Origin of the sequence: Paraburkholderia sp. BL17N1 (assembly GCF_003634175.1) — a bacterium.
Classification (GTDB): domain Bacteria; phylum Pseudomonadota; class Gammaproteobacteria; order Burkholderiales; family Burkholderiaceae; genus Paraburkholderia.
Window position 1 is genome coordinate 227162 of sequence record NZ_RBIW01000002.1, and the last position, 15595, is coordinate 242756.

14 protein-coding genes are annotated in these 15595 nt (G+C 55.7%); 7 read left to right on the top strand and 7 right to left on the bottom strand.

Annotation, left to right across the window (positions count from 1 at the left end; translation table 11 throughout):
* Window positions 1-53: 53 nt before the first annotated feature.
* The gene (locus B0G82_RS20865) at window positions 54-1388 is read right to left on the bottom strand and encodes an MFS transporter (RefSeq protein ID WP_241974772.1); all 1335 of its coding nucleotides are present in this window, start codon (window positions 1386-1388) and stop codon (window positions 54-56) included.
* A gap of 187 nt (window positions 1389-1575) precedes the next feature.
* On the opposite strand from B0G82_RS20865, the gene B0G82_RS20870 reads away from it, so the two are divergent.
* Window positions 1576-2739: a porin gene (locus B0G82_RS20870; protein ID WP_158608180.1), complete on the top strand. Its 1164-nt coding sequence runs from the start codon at window positions 1576-1578 to the stop codon at window positions 2737-2739.
* 21 nt (window positions 2740-2760) lie between these two features.
* Here B0G82_RS20870 and B0G82_RS20875 read toward each other — a convergent pair whose 3' ends face one another.
* Both B0G82_RS20875 and B0G82_RS20880 read right to left on the bottom strand, forming a co-directional pair.
* Window positions 2761-3144, bottom strand: a complete 384-nt coding sequence (locus B0G82_RS20875) for a response regulator (protein ID WP_121308892.1) — start codon at window positions 3142-3144, stop codon at window positions 2761-2763.
* Between the two features lie 709 nt (window positions 3145-3853).
* Window positions 3854-4501: a response regulator gene (locus B0G82_RS20880; protein ID WP_121310753.1), complete on the bottom strand. Its 648-nt coding sequence runs from the start codon at window positions 4499-4501 to the stop codon at window positions 3854-3856.
* Between the two features lie 680 nt (window positions 4502-5181).
* On the opposite strand from B0G82_RS20880, the gene B0G82_RS20885 reads away from it, so the two are divergent.
* The 4 genes from B0G82_RS20885 to B0G82_RS20900 all read left to right on the top strand — a co-directional run bounded on the left by B0G82_RS20885 (window position 5182) and on the right by B0G82_RS20900 (window position 8142).
* Window positions 5182-5547 carry a DUF3331 domain-containing protein gene (locus tag B0G82_RS20885; RefSeq protein ID WP_241974987.1) on the top strand — a complete coding sequence of 122 codons (366 nt, stop codon included), beginning with the start codon at window positions 5182-5184 and terminating at the stop codon, window positions 5545-5547.
* Window positions 5548-5636: 89 nt separating this feature from the next.
* Window positions 5637-6302: a VOC family protein gene (locus B0G82_RS20890; protein ID WP_121310755.1), complete on the top strand. Its 666-nt coding sequence runs from the start codon at window positions 5637-5639 to the stop codon at window positions 6300-6302.
* Window positions 6303-6509: 207 nt separating this feature from the next.
* Complete coding sequence (locus B0G82_RS20895) at window positions 6510-6863, top strand: BON domain-containing protein (RefSeq protein ID WP_121308894.1); 354 nt, start codon at window positions 6510-6512, stop codon at window positions 6861-6863.
* 259 nt (window positions 6864-7122) lie between these two features.
* Entirely contained in the window at window positions 7123-8142 is a 1020-nt protein-coding gene (locus tag B0G82_RS20900) for an alpha/beta hydrolase (RefSeq protein WP_121308895.1), read from the top strand.
* Between the two features lie 382 nt (window positions 8143-8524).
* On the opposite strand, the gene B0G82_RS20905 is transcribed toward B0G82_RS20900, so the two are convergent.
* Entirely contained in the window at window positions 8525-8938 is a 414-nt protein-coding gene (locus tag B0G82_RS20905; RefSeq protein WP_121308896.1) for a helix-turn-helix domain-containing protein, read from the bottom strand.
* A gap of 105 nt (window positions 8939-9043) precedes the next feature.
* On the opposite strand from B0G82_RS20905, the gene B0G82_RS20910 reads away from it, so the two are divergent.
* Window positions 9044-10051, top strand: a complete 1008-nt coding sequence (locus tag B0G82_RS20910; protein WP_121308897.1) for an NAD(P)-dependent alcohol dehydrogenase — start codon at window positions 9044-9046, stop codon at window positions 10049-10051.
* Between the two features lie 298 nt (window positions 10052-10349).
* Window positions 10350-11363 carry a D-cysteine desulfhydrase family protein gene (locus B0G82_RS20915; RefSeq protein WP_121308898.1) on the top strand — a complete coding sequence of 338 codons (1014 nt, stop codon included), beginning with the start codon at window positions 10350-10352 and terminating at the stop codon, window positions 11361-11363.
* Between the two features lie 301 nt (window positions 11364-11664).
* Here the strand turns inward: B0G82_RS20915 and B0G82_RS20920 are convergent, their stop codons facing one another.
* The 3 genes from B0G82_RS20920 to B0G82_RS20930 form a co-directional block, all read right to left on the bottom strand.
* A complete protein-coding gene (locus B0G82_RS20920) occupies window positions 11665-13395 on the bottom strand; it encodes an FAD-dependent oxidoreductase (RefSeq protein WP_121308899.1) in 1731 nt (576 codons plus the stop codon).
* Between the two features lie 112 nt (window positions 13396-13507).
* On the bottom strand, window positions 13508-14677 hold the full coding sequence (locus B0G82_RS20925) for a zinc-binding dehydrogenase (RefSeq protein ID WP_121310756.1): 1170 nt from the start codon (window positions 14675-14677) through the stop codon (window positions 13508-13510).
* Between the two features lie 14 nt (window positions 14678-14691).
* On the bottom strand, window positions 14692-15537 hold the full coding sequence (locus tag B0G82_RS20930) for an enoyl-CoA hydratase/isomerase family protein (protein WP_158608181.1): 846 nt from the start codon (window positions 15535-15537) through the stop codon (window positions 14692-14694).
* Window positions 15538-15595 lie beyond the last annotated feature (58 nt).

Genomic DNA, 15595 nt, shown 5'->3' on the forward strand with positions numbered 1-15595 from the left:
CTGAAGCCAGCATAGATCTTGCGTTTCACGACTATGCCGTCGTTCGTAAACGCTCAACCATTCCGCAATTTCTTCGGCACAAATAGCACAAGGCAGGCGGCGAGTAACAACGCGATCGAAATCCCATACAAGCCGGACCGGGAATTGTTCGTGGCCATGCTTGCAGAACCATACGCATACTGGCTCGCATAGTTTGCTAGAGACGCGAACGCATTAAGCGCGCCAATTCCTACTACCGCCGCTCGCCCCTTAAGGTATGTCGTTGTATAAGCCCAAAACACGCTGACACAGCACATGATTCCCGTGTACGCCAGCGACAACGCACCTATTGCGACATAAAAATTCGTTCCATCTCTGGAAGCCACGAGTAACGCGAAGCCGCTCATGGAAGCGGCTATTGCATAGTGCCATCGGCGCTCCCCAAACCGGTCTGAAGAGTATCCCCATATGATCATTCCGATACTTGCAGACAGATAGGGAATCGCAGTGACTAGGCCGTTTCTGCTTAGCGTCCGAACCCCAAGATCGTGAACAATCTGGGGAAGCCAATACGCGAACCCGGCGACAGCAACACCCCCAATGATTTCAATGAAGGCGAGGATCAGAAACGTCTTCGATGTCATCGCTTCCCATACGCCGGACCGACGCCTGACTTCCGATTCTCCGCCAGCGTCCGATGCCAGGGCAATCGCCACCGATTTCTTCTCGGCCGCAGTGAGCCATCTCGCAGTTTGCGGCGAGTTTTCAATCATAAAATAGGCCAGTATGCCGACAATGATCGAAGGAATACCTTCTACCAAGAACATCCATTGCCAACCTTTAAGGCCATTGACGTTATGCATAGTCTCGAGCAAGTAACCAGATAATGGCGCACATAAAACGCCAGCTACCGGAATAGCGGCAAGGAAGATGGCGATCATTCTTGCGCGAAGCGCATCAGGAAACCAGAAGGTCAGATAGAGGTAGACGCCAGGCGCCAGTCCGCCTTCAGCGACGCCCAGCAGAAATCTAAGCAAATAAAACTGCGTCGGCGAGGAAATACACATCATTAGCGATGAGACAATTCCCCAAGTAATCATTATTCGCGAAATCGTCGCACGAGAGCCGATGCGTACAAGCAGCAGATTGCTGGGCACGCCCGACACCAGATACCCAATAAAGAATATCCCCGCGCCCATCCCATACATCGCATCGGTCAAACCCAGTTCGTGAGAAAACTGAAGCTTCGCGTACCCGATATTGACGCGATCCATATAGGACAGAACGAATATCAAAAACAGCACTGGCATAATCCGCCAGATAACTTTCCTAAAGACCTTATCCGGCTCGCTCGAACCGGTCGACGTGAAATTTCCTGAAGGAACTGACCGCCAATGAACATGCGACACAAGCCACCTCCTCCGCGGCACGGCCCGAAAACTGCAAATGCGTAGTGCGGTCGCAATACGCCAGGATAGTATTGCAAATGCTCAACTCTAGCGCTGTTCCAAATGGAACACAACGAAAGGCTCAAGACGCCTGTTTTTTGCAGCCATGGGGACGACTGTGAAGATATCGTGGCTCGCCGGCGCTTCGATGATGGCGATAACCAGCGGGCTGCCCGCTCAAAGCGCGGTTACGCTATATGGGTCGATCGATGAAAGCTTGCTGCTGAACACGAACAATAACGGGAGCCGCGCCATCAGCCTCAGCGACAACGGCATACAAGGTAATCGGGTCGGGCTATCGGGAACGGAAAACCTAGGCAGCGGAATGCGCGCCGTGTTTAGGCTCGAGAACGGCTTCAATGCGTCGAATGGCGTTCTGGGCCAAGGCGCTCGCCTTTTTGGCAGCCAGGCCTATGTCGGACTTGCCGGCGACTTCGGCTCTTTGCGCGCCGGGAGGCAGTTGAATACAGACGTCGCGCTCATCGCACCGGATTTCGCGGCTGCGTCCCAGTGGGCTGGCATCCTTGGCTCGCATCCGGGAGACGTCGACAACTTTTACGACACATTCCGGGTACCGGGCGCGTTGAAGTATGTTGCGCCGCAAATCCGCGGCTTCAATCTTCAGTTACTCTACGCGCCGGGAGGCGTTGCCGGGCACATCACCCGGGGACAGGTTGCATCTATTGCTGCGACATACGATGTTGGGTCGGTCGTCCTTGGTGCCAGCTACAACAATGTCCAATCGCCAAACCGGGGACTGGCCGCCGAAACTGCCAACGTCAACATTCCGGTTACAACGGCAGGCGTCTATTTTCTTTCCCCGGTCGACAGTGGGTTCGCGTCTGCCCATACTTATCAGGTGTTTTCTTGCGGGGCATCCTACAATGTGGGATCCGCCATGTTCGGGGTGCTCTATACGAACACGCAGTTTCAAGGCCTCGGCGATCTCGATGCAGGACCCAACGCTCTCCAATATACCGGAAACGCGATATTCCAAAACATCGAGTTTAACGTCCGGTATACAATCTTACCGTCATTGATCTTCGGGTCTGCATTCAACGTTACGACCAGAAATAGCGTATCCACCATTGATAATCCAAATGGGCTCGGTTCCGCAAGCTACATCCAGACGACAATCGGCATTCAGTATTTCCTTCAGAAGACTACCTTCATTTATGCTGAGGCGATGATACAAAAAGCGTCTGGAGTCGACTCGACTGGACAAACTGCGGTCGCTGCCAATAACTTTATCGGCCGGTCGTCGAACTCAACGCAGACTGCGGTGCGCGTGGGACTCAATGTTCATTTTTGAGCGAACCTGAAGGAGACACAATCAGTCGCCCTTACACAATAGCTTGGCAATTAGTGCAAGTAGTTCCTCATCGTCCACCGGCTTTGGAAAAAAACCAGCAGCCCCGTCAGCGCTCGCACGAGCCAAAATCGCTTCCGTCGCGTAAGCTGTAATGCAAATCACCGGTATTGGAGGCGCCCAGAGCTTGATGGCAGCGAGCAAGGCAAAGCCGTCGATGCCGGGCATCTGGATATCCGTGATCACCAGCTGAAGCTTTGTCCGACGGGTATCAGCCAGCAGTTGCTCAGCCGAAGAGTAGGTAGCGGACTTCCAGCCTTCTGCGCGTAACATGCTTGCCAAGCCCATCCGAGCGAATTCGTTGTCGTCGACCACGCCAATGAGTGCAGAAGCGCGTTTTGCTTTCATCTCAGGCCCTGACTTCGTTGGAATGATTCTGGGATCTGAATCTAGGGCAAGTCGTCGTCCAGCGGTCGACACGGCAATAAGGTCTTCGAACGACGCAGATTCGGTGACAGTGTCCTACGGGGACATCCTGGGCACAGACGACCGTGCGCGACGTATGCGCGCAGAAGAACTACTGCGATACCTCGTGAGACGGCTATACTCGTTGATGCATTTTGACCAGACCGTATTAATTTGCGGGGAAACATGGCCCGCCCAGCGCGGTAATCTGCATCGAATAGTGCCCCGCATAGATCCCTGGTCTGCTCAGGGAGAGGCCGGAGAAGAGAGTGATCCGCGTGGCTATATTGGGCACCTTCCGCCGCGGCCGGTGTGCGGGCGTCACCAAGAAGCTGAATCGCCGACGAATATTCAGTCGACCAGCGAGCCGAGCGAAGAACGCTTGACGGTGCGATACGGATAAACTCATCGTTGTCTACCATTCAGATCATCCCGGAAGATTGTACCGATCGCATCAAGTGGCCGATTGATTGAGTTTCGGCTCAGTCGGGTTTCTCAGATCAAGTTACTACCTAACCGATTGCCCGCCAATTCGACCTTCGGATGATACAAATAGACGTGGGAATGATGAGATGGAAAAACGTTCCGCGCAGCGCTACTGTCCTCGCGCTTCGGGACTAAAGATTAAGCGAGAAATTGGTCCGTGCCCCCGTTAGCCTTTTGATGTCAACTGCTGCAACTTTTTAATTAGATCCGCTACAGACCGGACACCCAACTTGTGCATCGCTCTTCCGCGATGAACCTTGATTGTCGGTTCGCTGACTCCTAACGTGTCAGCGATCTGCTTGTTCAGAAGTCCTTGGGCCACCAGCTTTATAACTTCCTGCTCTCGCAAAGTTAGCGAGCCGTATGTGGTGCGCACGTCCGCAACAAGGCTCTCATTTCGCTTTGATTCACGATCTTTCCTTAACGCTGCGGCGACGGTGTCAATCAACTGTTGATCTTTGAACGGTTTTGTCATGAAATCAAAGGCACCCGCTTTCATTGCCTTTACCGACATCTCGATATCGCCGTGTCCGGTAAGAAACACAATCGGGAAGCGAATACTTTCTTTCAAAAACTCTTCCTGCAAAACCAGGCCGCTGGAGCCTCGCAGCCGGATATCCAAGATAAGACAGCTGGGCACTGCCGGCAATTCTTCGGCCAGGAAGTCGTCTGCCGATTCAAAGGCCCGCACCTGGATGCCGACGGACGTGAGTAACGATGCGACCCCGCCGCGAACATGCTCGTCGTCGTCGATTATGTAAACCAGCGATTTAGGTACCGGTTCCCTTTCTGTTCCACGGATGTCCTGTTTCATGGCTAAGTCTTCGAAATGGTTTGACGAAATCGAGCGGCCCGCTTTCACTATAGTAATCAACGCCCGCGCGTTTCGCCGAAATTTGTACCGATTCCGGTATGTGCGCCTTTGTGTCTTGTGAGGTAGAAGCTTCTGGACCCGCTGGTGCTGCACGTCTTTCATCTGACGAAAATGCAGACGCCGAGGGCCATGACGGACGACTCAGCTGCAAGATTGGCAACAGACGCACCCATCTTCGTCTCAACCACACGAAGTTCCAGCGTGCCTGATAGACCCGAGTCAAGATGGCCACGCGTCGTCCATCCTTGCAACATCGACGATCTGAGTATTTCAGTAATACCCACGTATAACGAACTTTGCGCCCGACGCAAGAAGGGCAGCCGTTTGTCGAATGGTGAATCTTACGATCAAGGCTTAACTTACCTCTATGGGTCCACTGTTCTTCGTGACCCACAGATGAGAGCGAAACAGGGACGGACTCCCTGGCCTCACGCAAGGCAGGTTCAGTTCCACTGGCATTACTGAGCCGGGTCGCTCCCACGGACTCTTGCATCAACGAAAATCATGGGCGCACCTGACGGGGATGCAGACTACCTTTGAGGTGGATGATGGCATACGCGAGCAATCAGGACATCTTCGAACGAGCTATTTTGACGCTGCTTAATCCCGAGCGGGTGACGATGGGAAAGGCCGTGAAAAGCACCTTCGAAAGAAGATTTCGCCCCGGCAAACGCAAGCCCCCGAGCCCATACCGCGACGCTGAGGCGACTCCTCGTCCGTCCCGAATCTTTGTACAGGAGATACTTTCCGTTCACACCGTGAGTATTTACTGGAGCGATTCGCAAACAGGACACTATGCAGAACAGCTCTGGCGGCTTGGCCTAGCGAGAGTTGCCGGATGCTGCGCTCTTTCAGGCCGGCCTATATCTTCCGGCGAAAGGGTCTTTCGTCCAAGGCGCAGTCCGATGAATGTTCCGGGTAACTGGGACCGCATGGTCTTGGCATCAGCAATCCTGGAACAGACGCAGACACGCCACAGCGCGTGAGAATGTTGAAGCGGATCCTACGTCGCCTCATTCACGACGCGATTTATATCGGCATTCCGAATGGCTTCCCTTCCGCGGAGGAAACTGACATGAGCCAGCACGAATTACAAAGCACGGCTAGGAACGCAAGCGGCAGCACTGTCGACATGAAGCTCGAAGTGGTCGTCATCCCGGTGTCGGACGTCGATCGCGCGAAGGAGTTTTACATCGGCCTAGGTTGGAAACTCGACGTCGACATCACGAAAGGAGATCGATTCCGGGTCGTACACTTCACACCACCAGGTTCACATTGCTCCGTCTTGTTCGGCGACGGAGTCACTACGGATAAGCCAGGATCAGTTCAAGGACTTCACCTGGTTGTCTCTGATATAGAAGCAGCTCGGACGGCACTAATCAGCCGCGGCGTAAATGTGAGCGCGATCTTCCATGACGTGGGTGGCGTATTCCACCATGCCGGCGAGGAAGGACGCGCAAGCGGCCCGCATCCGGCGCGGACAAGCTACGGCTCTTTCGCTGCGTTCAATGACCCTGACGGCAACGGCTGGGTTTTCCAGGAGGTAACTGAGCGACTTCCTGGAAGGGTACGAGACGGTACGACGTTCTCATCGGCAACGGACTTGGCGAGTGCGCTCCGCCGTGCTGCGGCCGCGCACGGAACCCACGAAGCGGTGAGCGGGGAGCGCGATGAAAATTGGGCAGACTGGTACGCCGATTTCATCGTCCATGAGCAAACTGGCGAGCCATTGCCAACCTGAATCGCGGCGGCGGGTCGGGAAGACGTGACACCGTTCCACCCAGGCCGCTCCGCCTAATAAGCTCGAAAAAAGTTGTTGGCGAAAATCGAGACTGTACCAAGCCAAGCACACAAAGCGGTGACGACAGACGTGGCACCGCAGTTTGCATAGCATTACGAAAAGATCCTCCTGGGGTCCTCCCCGATTTAATTGACATTGGAGCAGATTATGAACGCTTTTAGAACGCTTAAAGCTGGCAGTATTGGAATGATCGTTTTTGCTTCCGTCCATGCGTGGGCACAAGAGAATGGTACAACAGAGACATCGGCGGCAACGCAGAGCACCTCGAAGTCTTCTATCAGAAAGGCAAATCTGACTCTGAGCAAAACGGTGATACGGGCGCTTCACAAGGGCGGTGTCGACACTATGAACATCAATGCCCTAGCGAAAAACGGTGCAGTAACGCTCGCCGGATCAGTTCCGGACCCGTCGCAAATCGACAAGGCAGGTTCGATAGCTGAAGGAGTCTCCGGCGTAAGCTCCGTGAGGAACAATCTTACAATCCACGAAACTGGAAATTAGCATACCGATTCGTCTCGGCCAATCTTCGGAATTGTCACCTCCGCTATATTGACCGAGACATTCCGTCTGCCACCATAATTTAAAGCATTCCTATTGGATTCTTACCTTCTCTTGATGAGAATGTTGTTGAGTTCTCTTCGAAAACAAACCGTTATGGAGAGCGAAAATTGAGTAACTTATTCCGCTCCTTGGGCGAGTAACTCGATGCGTGCCCCGCAGAGCCCGCATGACCAAACCGGCTTCTTTGAGGAGAAACAACATGCCAGATCGAATTGATATTCGGCGCCGTCATTTGCTTGGGGCGGCGATAGCTACCGTCAGTCTGATGCAGCTACCTCCACGCCAGGCGTCAGCTGCGCAAACGACCACGCTGGGGCAAGCCCCGTTCGCCGACATTCGTCAGATCAACGCGGGGACGCTTAGCATCGGTTACGCTGAAGCCGGTCCCCCAAACGGCCCAGTCGTCATTCTGCTGCACGGCTGGCCCTACGATATCTTCAGCTTTGCTGAAGTCACGCCCCTACTCGTTTCAGAAGGCTATCGGGTAATAGTCCCGTATCTTCGCGGCTATGGTTCGACGCATTTTCTTTCACCGGATACGCCTCGAAATGGACAGCAGTCGGTAGTGGCAATTGACATCGTGGCGTTGATGGACGCATTGAACATCGAACGAGCAACCTTGGCAGGATTCGATTGGGGCGCCCGGACTGTCAATATCATTGCCGCGCTCTGGCCGCAACGGGTCAATGGGTTGGTCTCGGTAAGCGGCTATCTGATCGGCAATCAGGCTGCCGGCAAGTCACCACTGCCTCCAAATGCCGAACTTCAGTGGTGGTATCAGTTCTATTTCGCAACAGAGCGTGGTTACGAAGGTTACCGGGCAAACTGCCACGACTTCAACAAGCTCATCTGGAGTCTCGCGTCGCCCAAATGGAAGTTCGATGATGCGCTCTACGAGCGCTCGGCCGATTCGTTCAAAAATCCGGATCACGTCGCCGTGGTCATACATAACTACCGTTGGCGCCTAGGGTTGGCCCAAGGCGAGCCGCAATACGACTCCCTCGAAGCTCGGCTGGCATCGGCGCCAACCATTTCTGTTCCCACCATCACGCTTGAGGGCGATGCGAATGGCGCACCGCATCCTGTGCCGGCCACCTACGCGAAGAAGTTCACCGGGAAGTATCAACACCGTAACCTCGACGGCGGAATCGGTCATAACCTGCCGCAGGAAGCGCCGAAGGCATTTGCCGATGCAGTCTACGATGTCAGCCGGATGTAGCCAGCTCGGCATGCATCGAAGGAAACGACCGCGATACATCAATGGGTGACTGAGCAGCTTGGTCTCTCATTCGTTTGATGGCGTTCAACGCCCTATTGCGGGCGACAATCTGAAAGAGCGGTCCAGAAACAAGGGGCGCAAGAGTTTGTCGTGCAGCGAAGCTGTCGAGATCGACATCAGGTTTTCGAAACCGAAGTGCTTCTAGTGCTTGTCCTCGCAGTCTCTTTCATTTTGGGTCTTCGCAAATAGGTGAAACGCAACGAGAGCAAATTTTCCCTTCATTCATTTGACACTCGCGGCTAGCGGCATCAAAAAAAGTTTCGGGTCGCAAGGCACTGAGCGCAAGCAGAGAGAACATCGCCTGCTTCGGGAAATAGTCTGTTCAAGCGGCTTGTCCCGTTGCGCTTGGAGTGCGCTTGCTTGTGCCCGCTGCTTGCGTCACTGCCGGAGTCTGCGCGACGTCTTTCTTTCCGCGCGCTTGGTAAGACTCACCCCATTTCCTCAGGCTGAGTAACACCGGTGCGAGGGTCTCGCCGAAGGGCGTCAATTCGTATTCGACCTTCGGCGGTACCTGAGGGAAGACATGGCGCGCAACGATGCCGTCAGATTCAAGTTCACGCAACTGTAGAGTCAACATGCGCTGCGTTGTGTTCGGCATCAGTCGAGTGAGTTCCATAAATCGCTTCTTCTCGCGCAGCAGATGAAAGAGGATGACCGGCTTCCAGATGCCTCCGATTACGGAGAGCGTGACTTCAACCGCGCAGCCGCTCTTACTGTCCAAACGTTTCGGTCGCATTGCGTGGATACCTACATAAATGATCGTACCAGCGATAATTGTACCTTCTTGCGATAATCGATGCACGGTCTGACAATGTCGAACCGACCATCAGGAGTTGCTTTCATGAACGCTATTATCTTGGCCCAACCGGCAGGGCTGGAAAACCTCAAAAGCACGGATCTTGTCGATCCAGGTGCCCCGGCCCCCGGCGAAATCCGCGTGCGCATCCACGCGAGCTCACTGAACGCCCACGACCTCGGTGTTGTTACGGGACGACTGCGGACCGAGGACGGGCGTATCCCGATGTCGGATGGTGCAGGCGTTGTCGAATCGATCGGCGATGGTGTGACCGAATTCGCAGTAGGTGACGCAGTCGTATCCACATTTTTTCCCTACTGGCTCGACGGCGGCCCAACGCTCGCCGATTTTTCGACCACTCCAGGCGATGGTGTCGACGGTTACGCGCGCGAAATTGTTGTTCGCCCTACTCAGTGGTTTACACACGCGCCGCGAGGCTATAGCCACGCGGAGGCCGCGACATTGACCACTGCGGGCCTGACGGCGTGGCGTGCGCTAGTTGTTGACGACGCGCTGAAGGCCGGCGACACAGTGCTAGTTCAAGGTACGGGCGGCGTCTCAATCTTCGCTCTACAGTTCGCAAAACAGATGGGCGCGACGGTGATTGCGACGTCGTCGTCCGACGAGAAACTGACGAAGGCCAAGGCGCTCGGCGCCGACCACCTGATCAATTACAAGCGCGACGCCGATTGGGCCGCGAAAGTACTCGAGATCACGAACGGTCGCGGGGTCGACAACGTGGTCGAAGTCGGCGGTCCCGACACACTTGGGCAGTCGATCCGGGCCTGCCGGATCGGTGGCCATATCGCGCTGATAGGCGTATTGACCGGCCTTGTCGGGCAAGTGCCGACTGGCGAATTGATGCGCCGTCAGCAGAAATTGCAAGGGTTGGTCGTCGGCAGCCGCAGGCATCAGATCGACATGATTCGCGGGATCGATGCAACCGGTGTCAAGCCGATAATCGACAGTAGCTATCCGCTTGACGAGATCGCCGACGCATTCAGGCACCAGGCATCTGGCAGGCACTTCGGCAAGGTTTGTCTGTCGTTCTAAAAGCCGGCCACGTGCGCCTCGGTGCGTCACGGTAACCACACAAACGCCAGCGGATACCGTGACCTTCGAACAGGCCTTTGCGTAACGCGACCGGGCAGACGCTCGCGAGTTGACGTCGCATGCAGTCGAACTGATTCTTCGTTCTGTACACGCGTCGCCTCGATCATTGAACGCAGTTCTCGGTTGGCGTTGATTGCTGCTCATCTCCGGGCTAGCATCGAACATAACAACCGTAGTGGCATGCTGCCGTTGGCGAGAGCAGTAGCTTTCGCCTCCAACCATTGGAGCAAAGAAGACAATGAAGCACTCGAAACTCGATCTGTCACGATTCCCCCAAGCGTCCCTGCGCGATGGGCCGTCACCGATACAGCATCTTCCCCGCCTAAGTCGGGCATTGGGCGGCCCCGCCATCTTTGTGAAGCGTGACGATCTGGACGGTTTGGGCGGCGGCGGAAATAAGCTCCGGAAACTAGAATTTCTAATCGGAGAGGCACAGGCCTCCGGTGCGGACACGGTCATTACGGTAGGTGGTCGCCAGTCCAATCACGCGCGACTCACGGCGGCAGCGGCGGCCCGTGCGGGCTTGAAGTGCGAGCTTGTGCTCTCCCGTCTGGTGCCAATCGAAGACGAGGACTACGTGAACAATGGCAACGTGCTGCTAGACGTTCTGTTCGGTGCCGTCATTCACGATATCCCCGGCAACGTTAGCGCGCTCGATATTGCGGAGGAGCGTGCCGCGAAGCTTAGATCTCAAGGCAGCCGTGTCTACGTGTGCCCACTCGGGGGCTCAAGCCCTGTCGGGTGCCTTGGCTATGCGGCCTGTGCGGCCGAGATTGACGAGCAGTCCGCCAAACAAGGTATTTCATTTGATCGTATTGTTGTTGCAAACGGCAGCGGAGGGATGCAGGCAGGCCTCATATCGGGAACCATCGCTATGGGCAAGGACCCGGCAGCGATTGTTGGGTACACGGTCCTGGCATCGCTGGAGAAGGCGTTGGCGACAACTTTCGAGAAGACACAGAAAACCCTCGAACTACTCAATCCTGACCTCTCAGTGCCTGCAGACACGGTGGCGATTCGCGGAGAGCAGCTTGGTAGTGGTTATGGCCTGCCGACAGAAGCTATGCGTGAAGCCCTCAGCCTCGCTGCAACCCTTGAGGGGCTCCTGCTAGACCCTGTCTACAGTGGCAAGGCGTTCGCTGGCTTGATTCACGAGATCAGAACAGGCGTATGGAAGCCCGATGAGAAGGTCTTGTTCGTAATGAGCGGGGGCGCTCCTTCATTGTTTGCGTATCGTCGGGCACTGTCGTAATCCAGGATCGATGATGGGCAGACGTGCCGACCGAATTGAGGGCGTTGATATGCGATATCGACGGCGGCCGCAGAGCACGGTTCGCGCCGCTCTATAACGGTATCGCACAGACCGGATGACCATCATGTGGAATTACTGGTCTTCGTTTGACACCTATTGACGTAGGGAGACTTGGACGTGCACCAGGCATGCGTGATGGTCTAATGGTCGACGCGTGTGTCTATTCCAATCCTTTTTACTGCACGGGGCCTGGCCTGAAATACAGCAGTCCGAACCCTCATTGAGCTCGCGGAAAACGCATTCAGTAAGCTTGGGCCAAAAACCCGTGGATCTGCGCGATCACACCGGCACCTTCGCCCACTGCCGAAGCAACACGTTTGGTCGAACCTGAACGAACATCGCCAATTGCAAAAATGCCTTGGATGCTCGTCTGCAACGGCACGGATCGCAAGGTCGTGTTCGAAAGGTCGATGCCTGTCAACACGAACCCTTTGCTGTCAAGCTCGATGCCGCATTTAGCGAGCCAGCCCGTATTTGGTTCTGCGCCGATAAACACGAACAGATGATGGGCGGTCATGCTTCCTTCGGTTCCCCCAGCACCGCGATAGTGCACCCGTTCGAGACGAGCATTTCCTTCAAGCGCGGTTAGTTCGACACGAGTGTGAATCGTCACATTCGGCAGCAACAAGACTCGCTCGATCAGGTAATGTGACATACTGTCCTCAAGCGTTGCGCCTCGAATGAACATGTGCACATGCTCGGCGTGCGATGCGAGAAACACGACAGCCTGTCCCGCCGAATTGCCACCTCCGACGAGCAACACCGGCTCCTTGCGGCATACCTTCGCTTCTATCGGCGTAGCCCAGTAATACACGCCACATCCCTCAAAACGCTCAAGATCCTCGACGACGGGGCGCCGATACTCTGCGCCGCTCGCGATGACCACAGTGCGCGCGGTGATGCGATGGCCGTCGGTCAGCTCTACTACAGGCGGTTGCTGGTCGCAATACACGGCCTTGACCTCGCACGGAATGCCGATATGTGCACCGAACTTCTGCGCCTGGACGAACGCGCGGTCCGCAAGAGCGTGACCCGTGATGCCAGTAGGAAAGCCGAAAAAGTTCTCGATGCGCGCACTCGCGCCAGCCTGGCCACCGGGTGCGCGGCAGTCGAGCACCGCGACCGACAGTCCCTCGGATGCTGCGTAGACCGCCGCCGCAAGGCCAGCGGGGCCTGCGCCGACGATGGCCACATCATAGACGTGATCCGGGTCAAATTCAGGAATCAGTCCGAGACACGAGGCAAGCTGTCTCTCATTTGGGTTCTGCAGCATCGTGCCGTTCGGACAGACGACTAGCGGGAAGTCGTCCGGTTGTGGAGTCGGTCCCTCAGGGAAAGAGACGGAATCGGCCTGATCCGCATCGAGTGTCACATTTGGATAGGTGTTTCGGCGTAGGAAGTTCTGCAACGCTAGTAGCCGCGGATTACCGGGCGAGCCGACCAGAACGGCGCCGTTCACGCGTTCCATTGCAACGAAGCGCCTGAGAATCAGCGCGCGCATGATCTTTTCGCCCAGTTCGGCTTCACTGATTAGAAGCGGACTTAGGTCGTCGGGCCGGACTAACAGAGCTTCGACATCTTCTATGACACGAGAATCCACGAAGGATGGCTTATTCGAAAACTGGTTCACGTCAGAAGTGAATTCGCCGCGCTGGGAGAAAGTATGAATGATCTGCTCGCGCCCAAGACCATCGCGGGCGACAGCCCGGATCTTGCCCGAAAGCAACACGAACATGCCCGGGGTGCGCTCTCCTACACGATAGAGCAGCGTGCCCTTGGGATACCGTGACACTCTGCCAAAGCGCCGCACTCTGCCGATGTCTGCTTCGGTGAGGACGGGAAACAGTTGCTGGAGCCGGGGGTGGCTGGACACGAAAGCAGCGTCAATGACCGCATCGTCGTCGACGTGGTTCCTTTCTTCCGCGGGCTGAGGGAGCGGTACAAGGCCGCCCGGTACGGACTCGTTGCTCATCAGTTATCTCCAGCGGCCGTCGGATAGAACTGCGTCTGAGAACGTAAAGCACGCCGTTGTTAGAACGAATCAATGGCTGACCACCAACTTGGCCTGCCAATAACTGCCCGAATCAGACGTCGAGGGACGGATTGATCAGAAATTTCGATCCGGTGCTGCGTTTTGTGTACTCGCGAACCAACTCAAGCGAGAGGACATCCATGAGTGAAATTTCGGCCTTGAACTCACTATGGAAAGTCGTACGCAACTCTGCATTTACCCTGTCACGCAGTGCCTGCGTTGCTTCTGGCCCAATCCTGCCAAGGAAGTGGAAGAGTAGCCATCCTCCAATTCCCCATGCCATGCCAACGCGCGGCACCTCGATCGGTCGCGGATCCAGACTGCCATACATGTACACCTGCTTGTGAGTGGAAGATCCATATCGACTGTACCCTGGCATTTCGCGGACGAGGGCTCTTTCCATTGCAAGCAATATGCGTCCGGCAAGCGGTCCACCCGTCAACGCGTCAAAACAGAGCGTAGCCTTGGTGTTGACTAACGCGTCTGTGAGGTCCGCATCGAAAGTGGCTGACTCGCTGTTGAGAACATATTGCGAACCAAGATCTTTCAGAAATTCCAGCTGCGTTTCGTTACGGACGACGTTAACAAGAGGTATTCCTTCGTTCCGACAGACATTGATGAGCATGCGACCGAGATTTGAGGCCGCTGCCGTGTGTACCAGCGCCAGATGACCCTCCCGGCGCATTGTTTCCACCATACCGAGCGCCGTGAGCGGGTTGATAAAGGCGGCGGCGCCCTCTGCTGGCGTCACGCCTGGATCCAGAACCATGCATTGGGCTTTGTTGAGCCGACGATACTGCGTGTACATACCGCCCCCCGCTACCGACACGGTTCTACCCAGTAAGTCCGCGGCTCCCCGGCCAGCCTGGACGACCACCCCCGCGCCCTCATTACCGACAGGCAGAGATGCATCGAGCCGCAGCGAAAGACTATCCATTGCCTCGACTGGAATCTTCGCGGTTATTGTTCGTTGACGACCGACACCCGTTTCTGTCGCGCCGTTAAGATCAGCGGGACCAAGCAGCAGGCCGATGTCGGAGGGATTGAGCGGCGCGGCCTCAATGCGCACAACAACCTCGTCTCCTGTCGGAGGCGCAACATCCAACTCGATGAGTGAAAGCTTCAGTTCACCGTCAGGGGTTATGCAAGAACGCAGTTCTAGTCCTTTCAACGGTTGTTCGTCGGGGGTTCCGTCGCGCAATTCAGGAGAAGTGGTATTCATATCGCATCCTTTGTTCATTCGGTAGTGGGCTCATTCATCAGGCTTCCGAGGCGCGCTCCATAGTTGCGCTCCAAGTCACTATCTTGTCCTGAACCCAGCCTCGCCAGTTTTTGGGCACGCGTGACCGTCGTCGGCCAAGAGAGAGCGCTGAAGAAAGCCTTCTGCGATTCGTTAATTGCGGCCGACAAAGACGGCGCAGAATGTGCGTTGAGCAATCGCTTGGCTTCACGCAGCGGTTGCTTGTCGAACGAGGCGACCCGTTTTGCGAATCGGTCCACGAAGTCTTCGAACTCTGCGTCAGGAATAGTCCGATTGACCCACCCGTAACGCTCGGCAGTGGCTGCATCAAAATCGTCAGAACCAAGAATGATCTCGAACGCACGTCCACGTCCCGTCAAATGGGGCAGACGCTCGATCGCTCCGCCTCCAGGAAACAGACCCGCGCCAACTTCAATTTGCGCAAGAATCGCCTTTTCCTCGCTGGCAAAGCGGATGTCGCACGCCAATGCAAATTCGCTGCCCACGCCGCGCGCGCGTCCACGAAGCGCAGCAATCGTCACCACGGGGAGCCGAGCGAGCCGGTCCACGATATTTACCCACGGGTACATCCCATCCGGCAGCGGCGTCACGATCGTTTCGACTCCAGCCGCTGCACTGAAATGAGCGATGAAATATTCAGGGTTGGCGCTATCAAACACGACGACGCGCAGCTCAGGGTCCGAGTCCATCAGATCGAGTAGCTGCTGCAATTCTGTAATCGTCGCGCTGTCGAGCACATTGATAGGTGGGTTATCGAACGTGACCCGCCAATATGCAGGGCTTTGAGGCCTAACACTGAATTGTCGAAGCGACGTGTTCATAGTGCGACTCCCAATGAAAAATTGTCGTCTTGCCGCTGGTCTGCGTCGTAGGACGTGC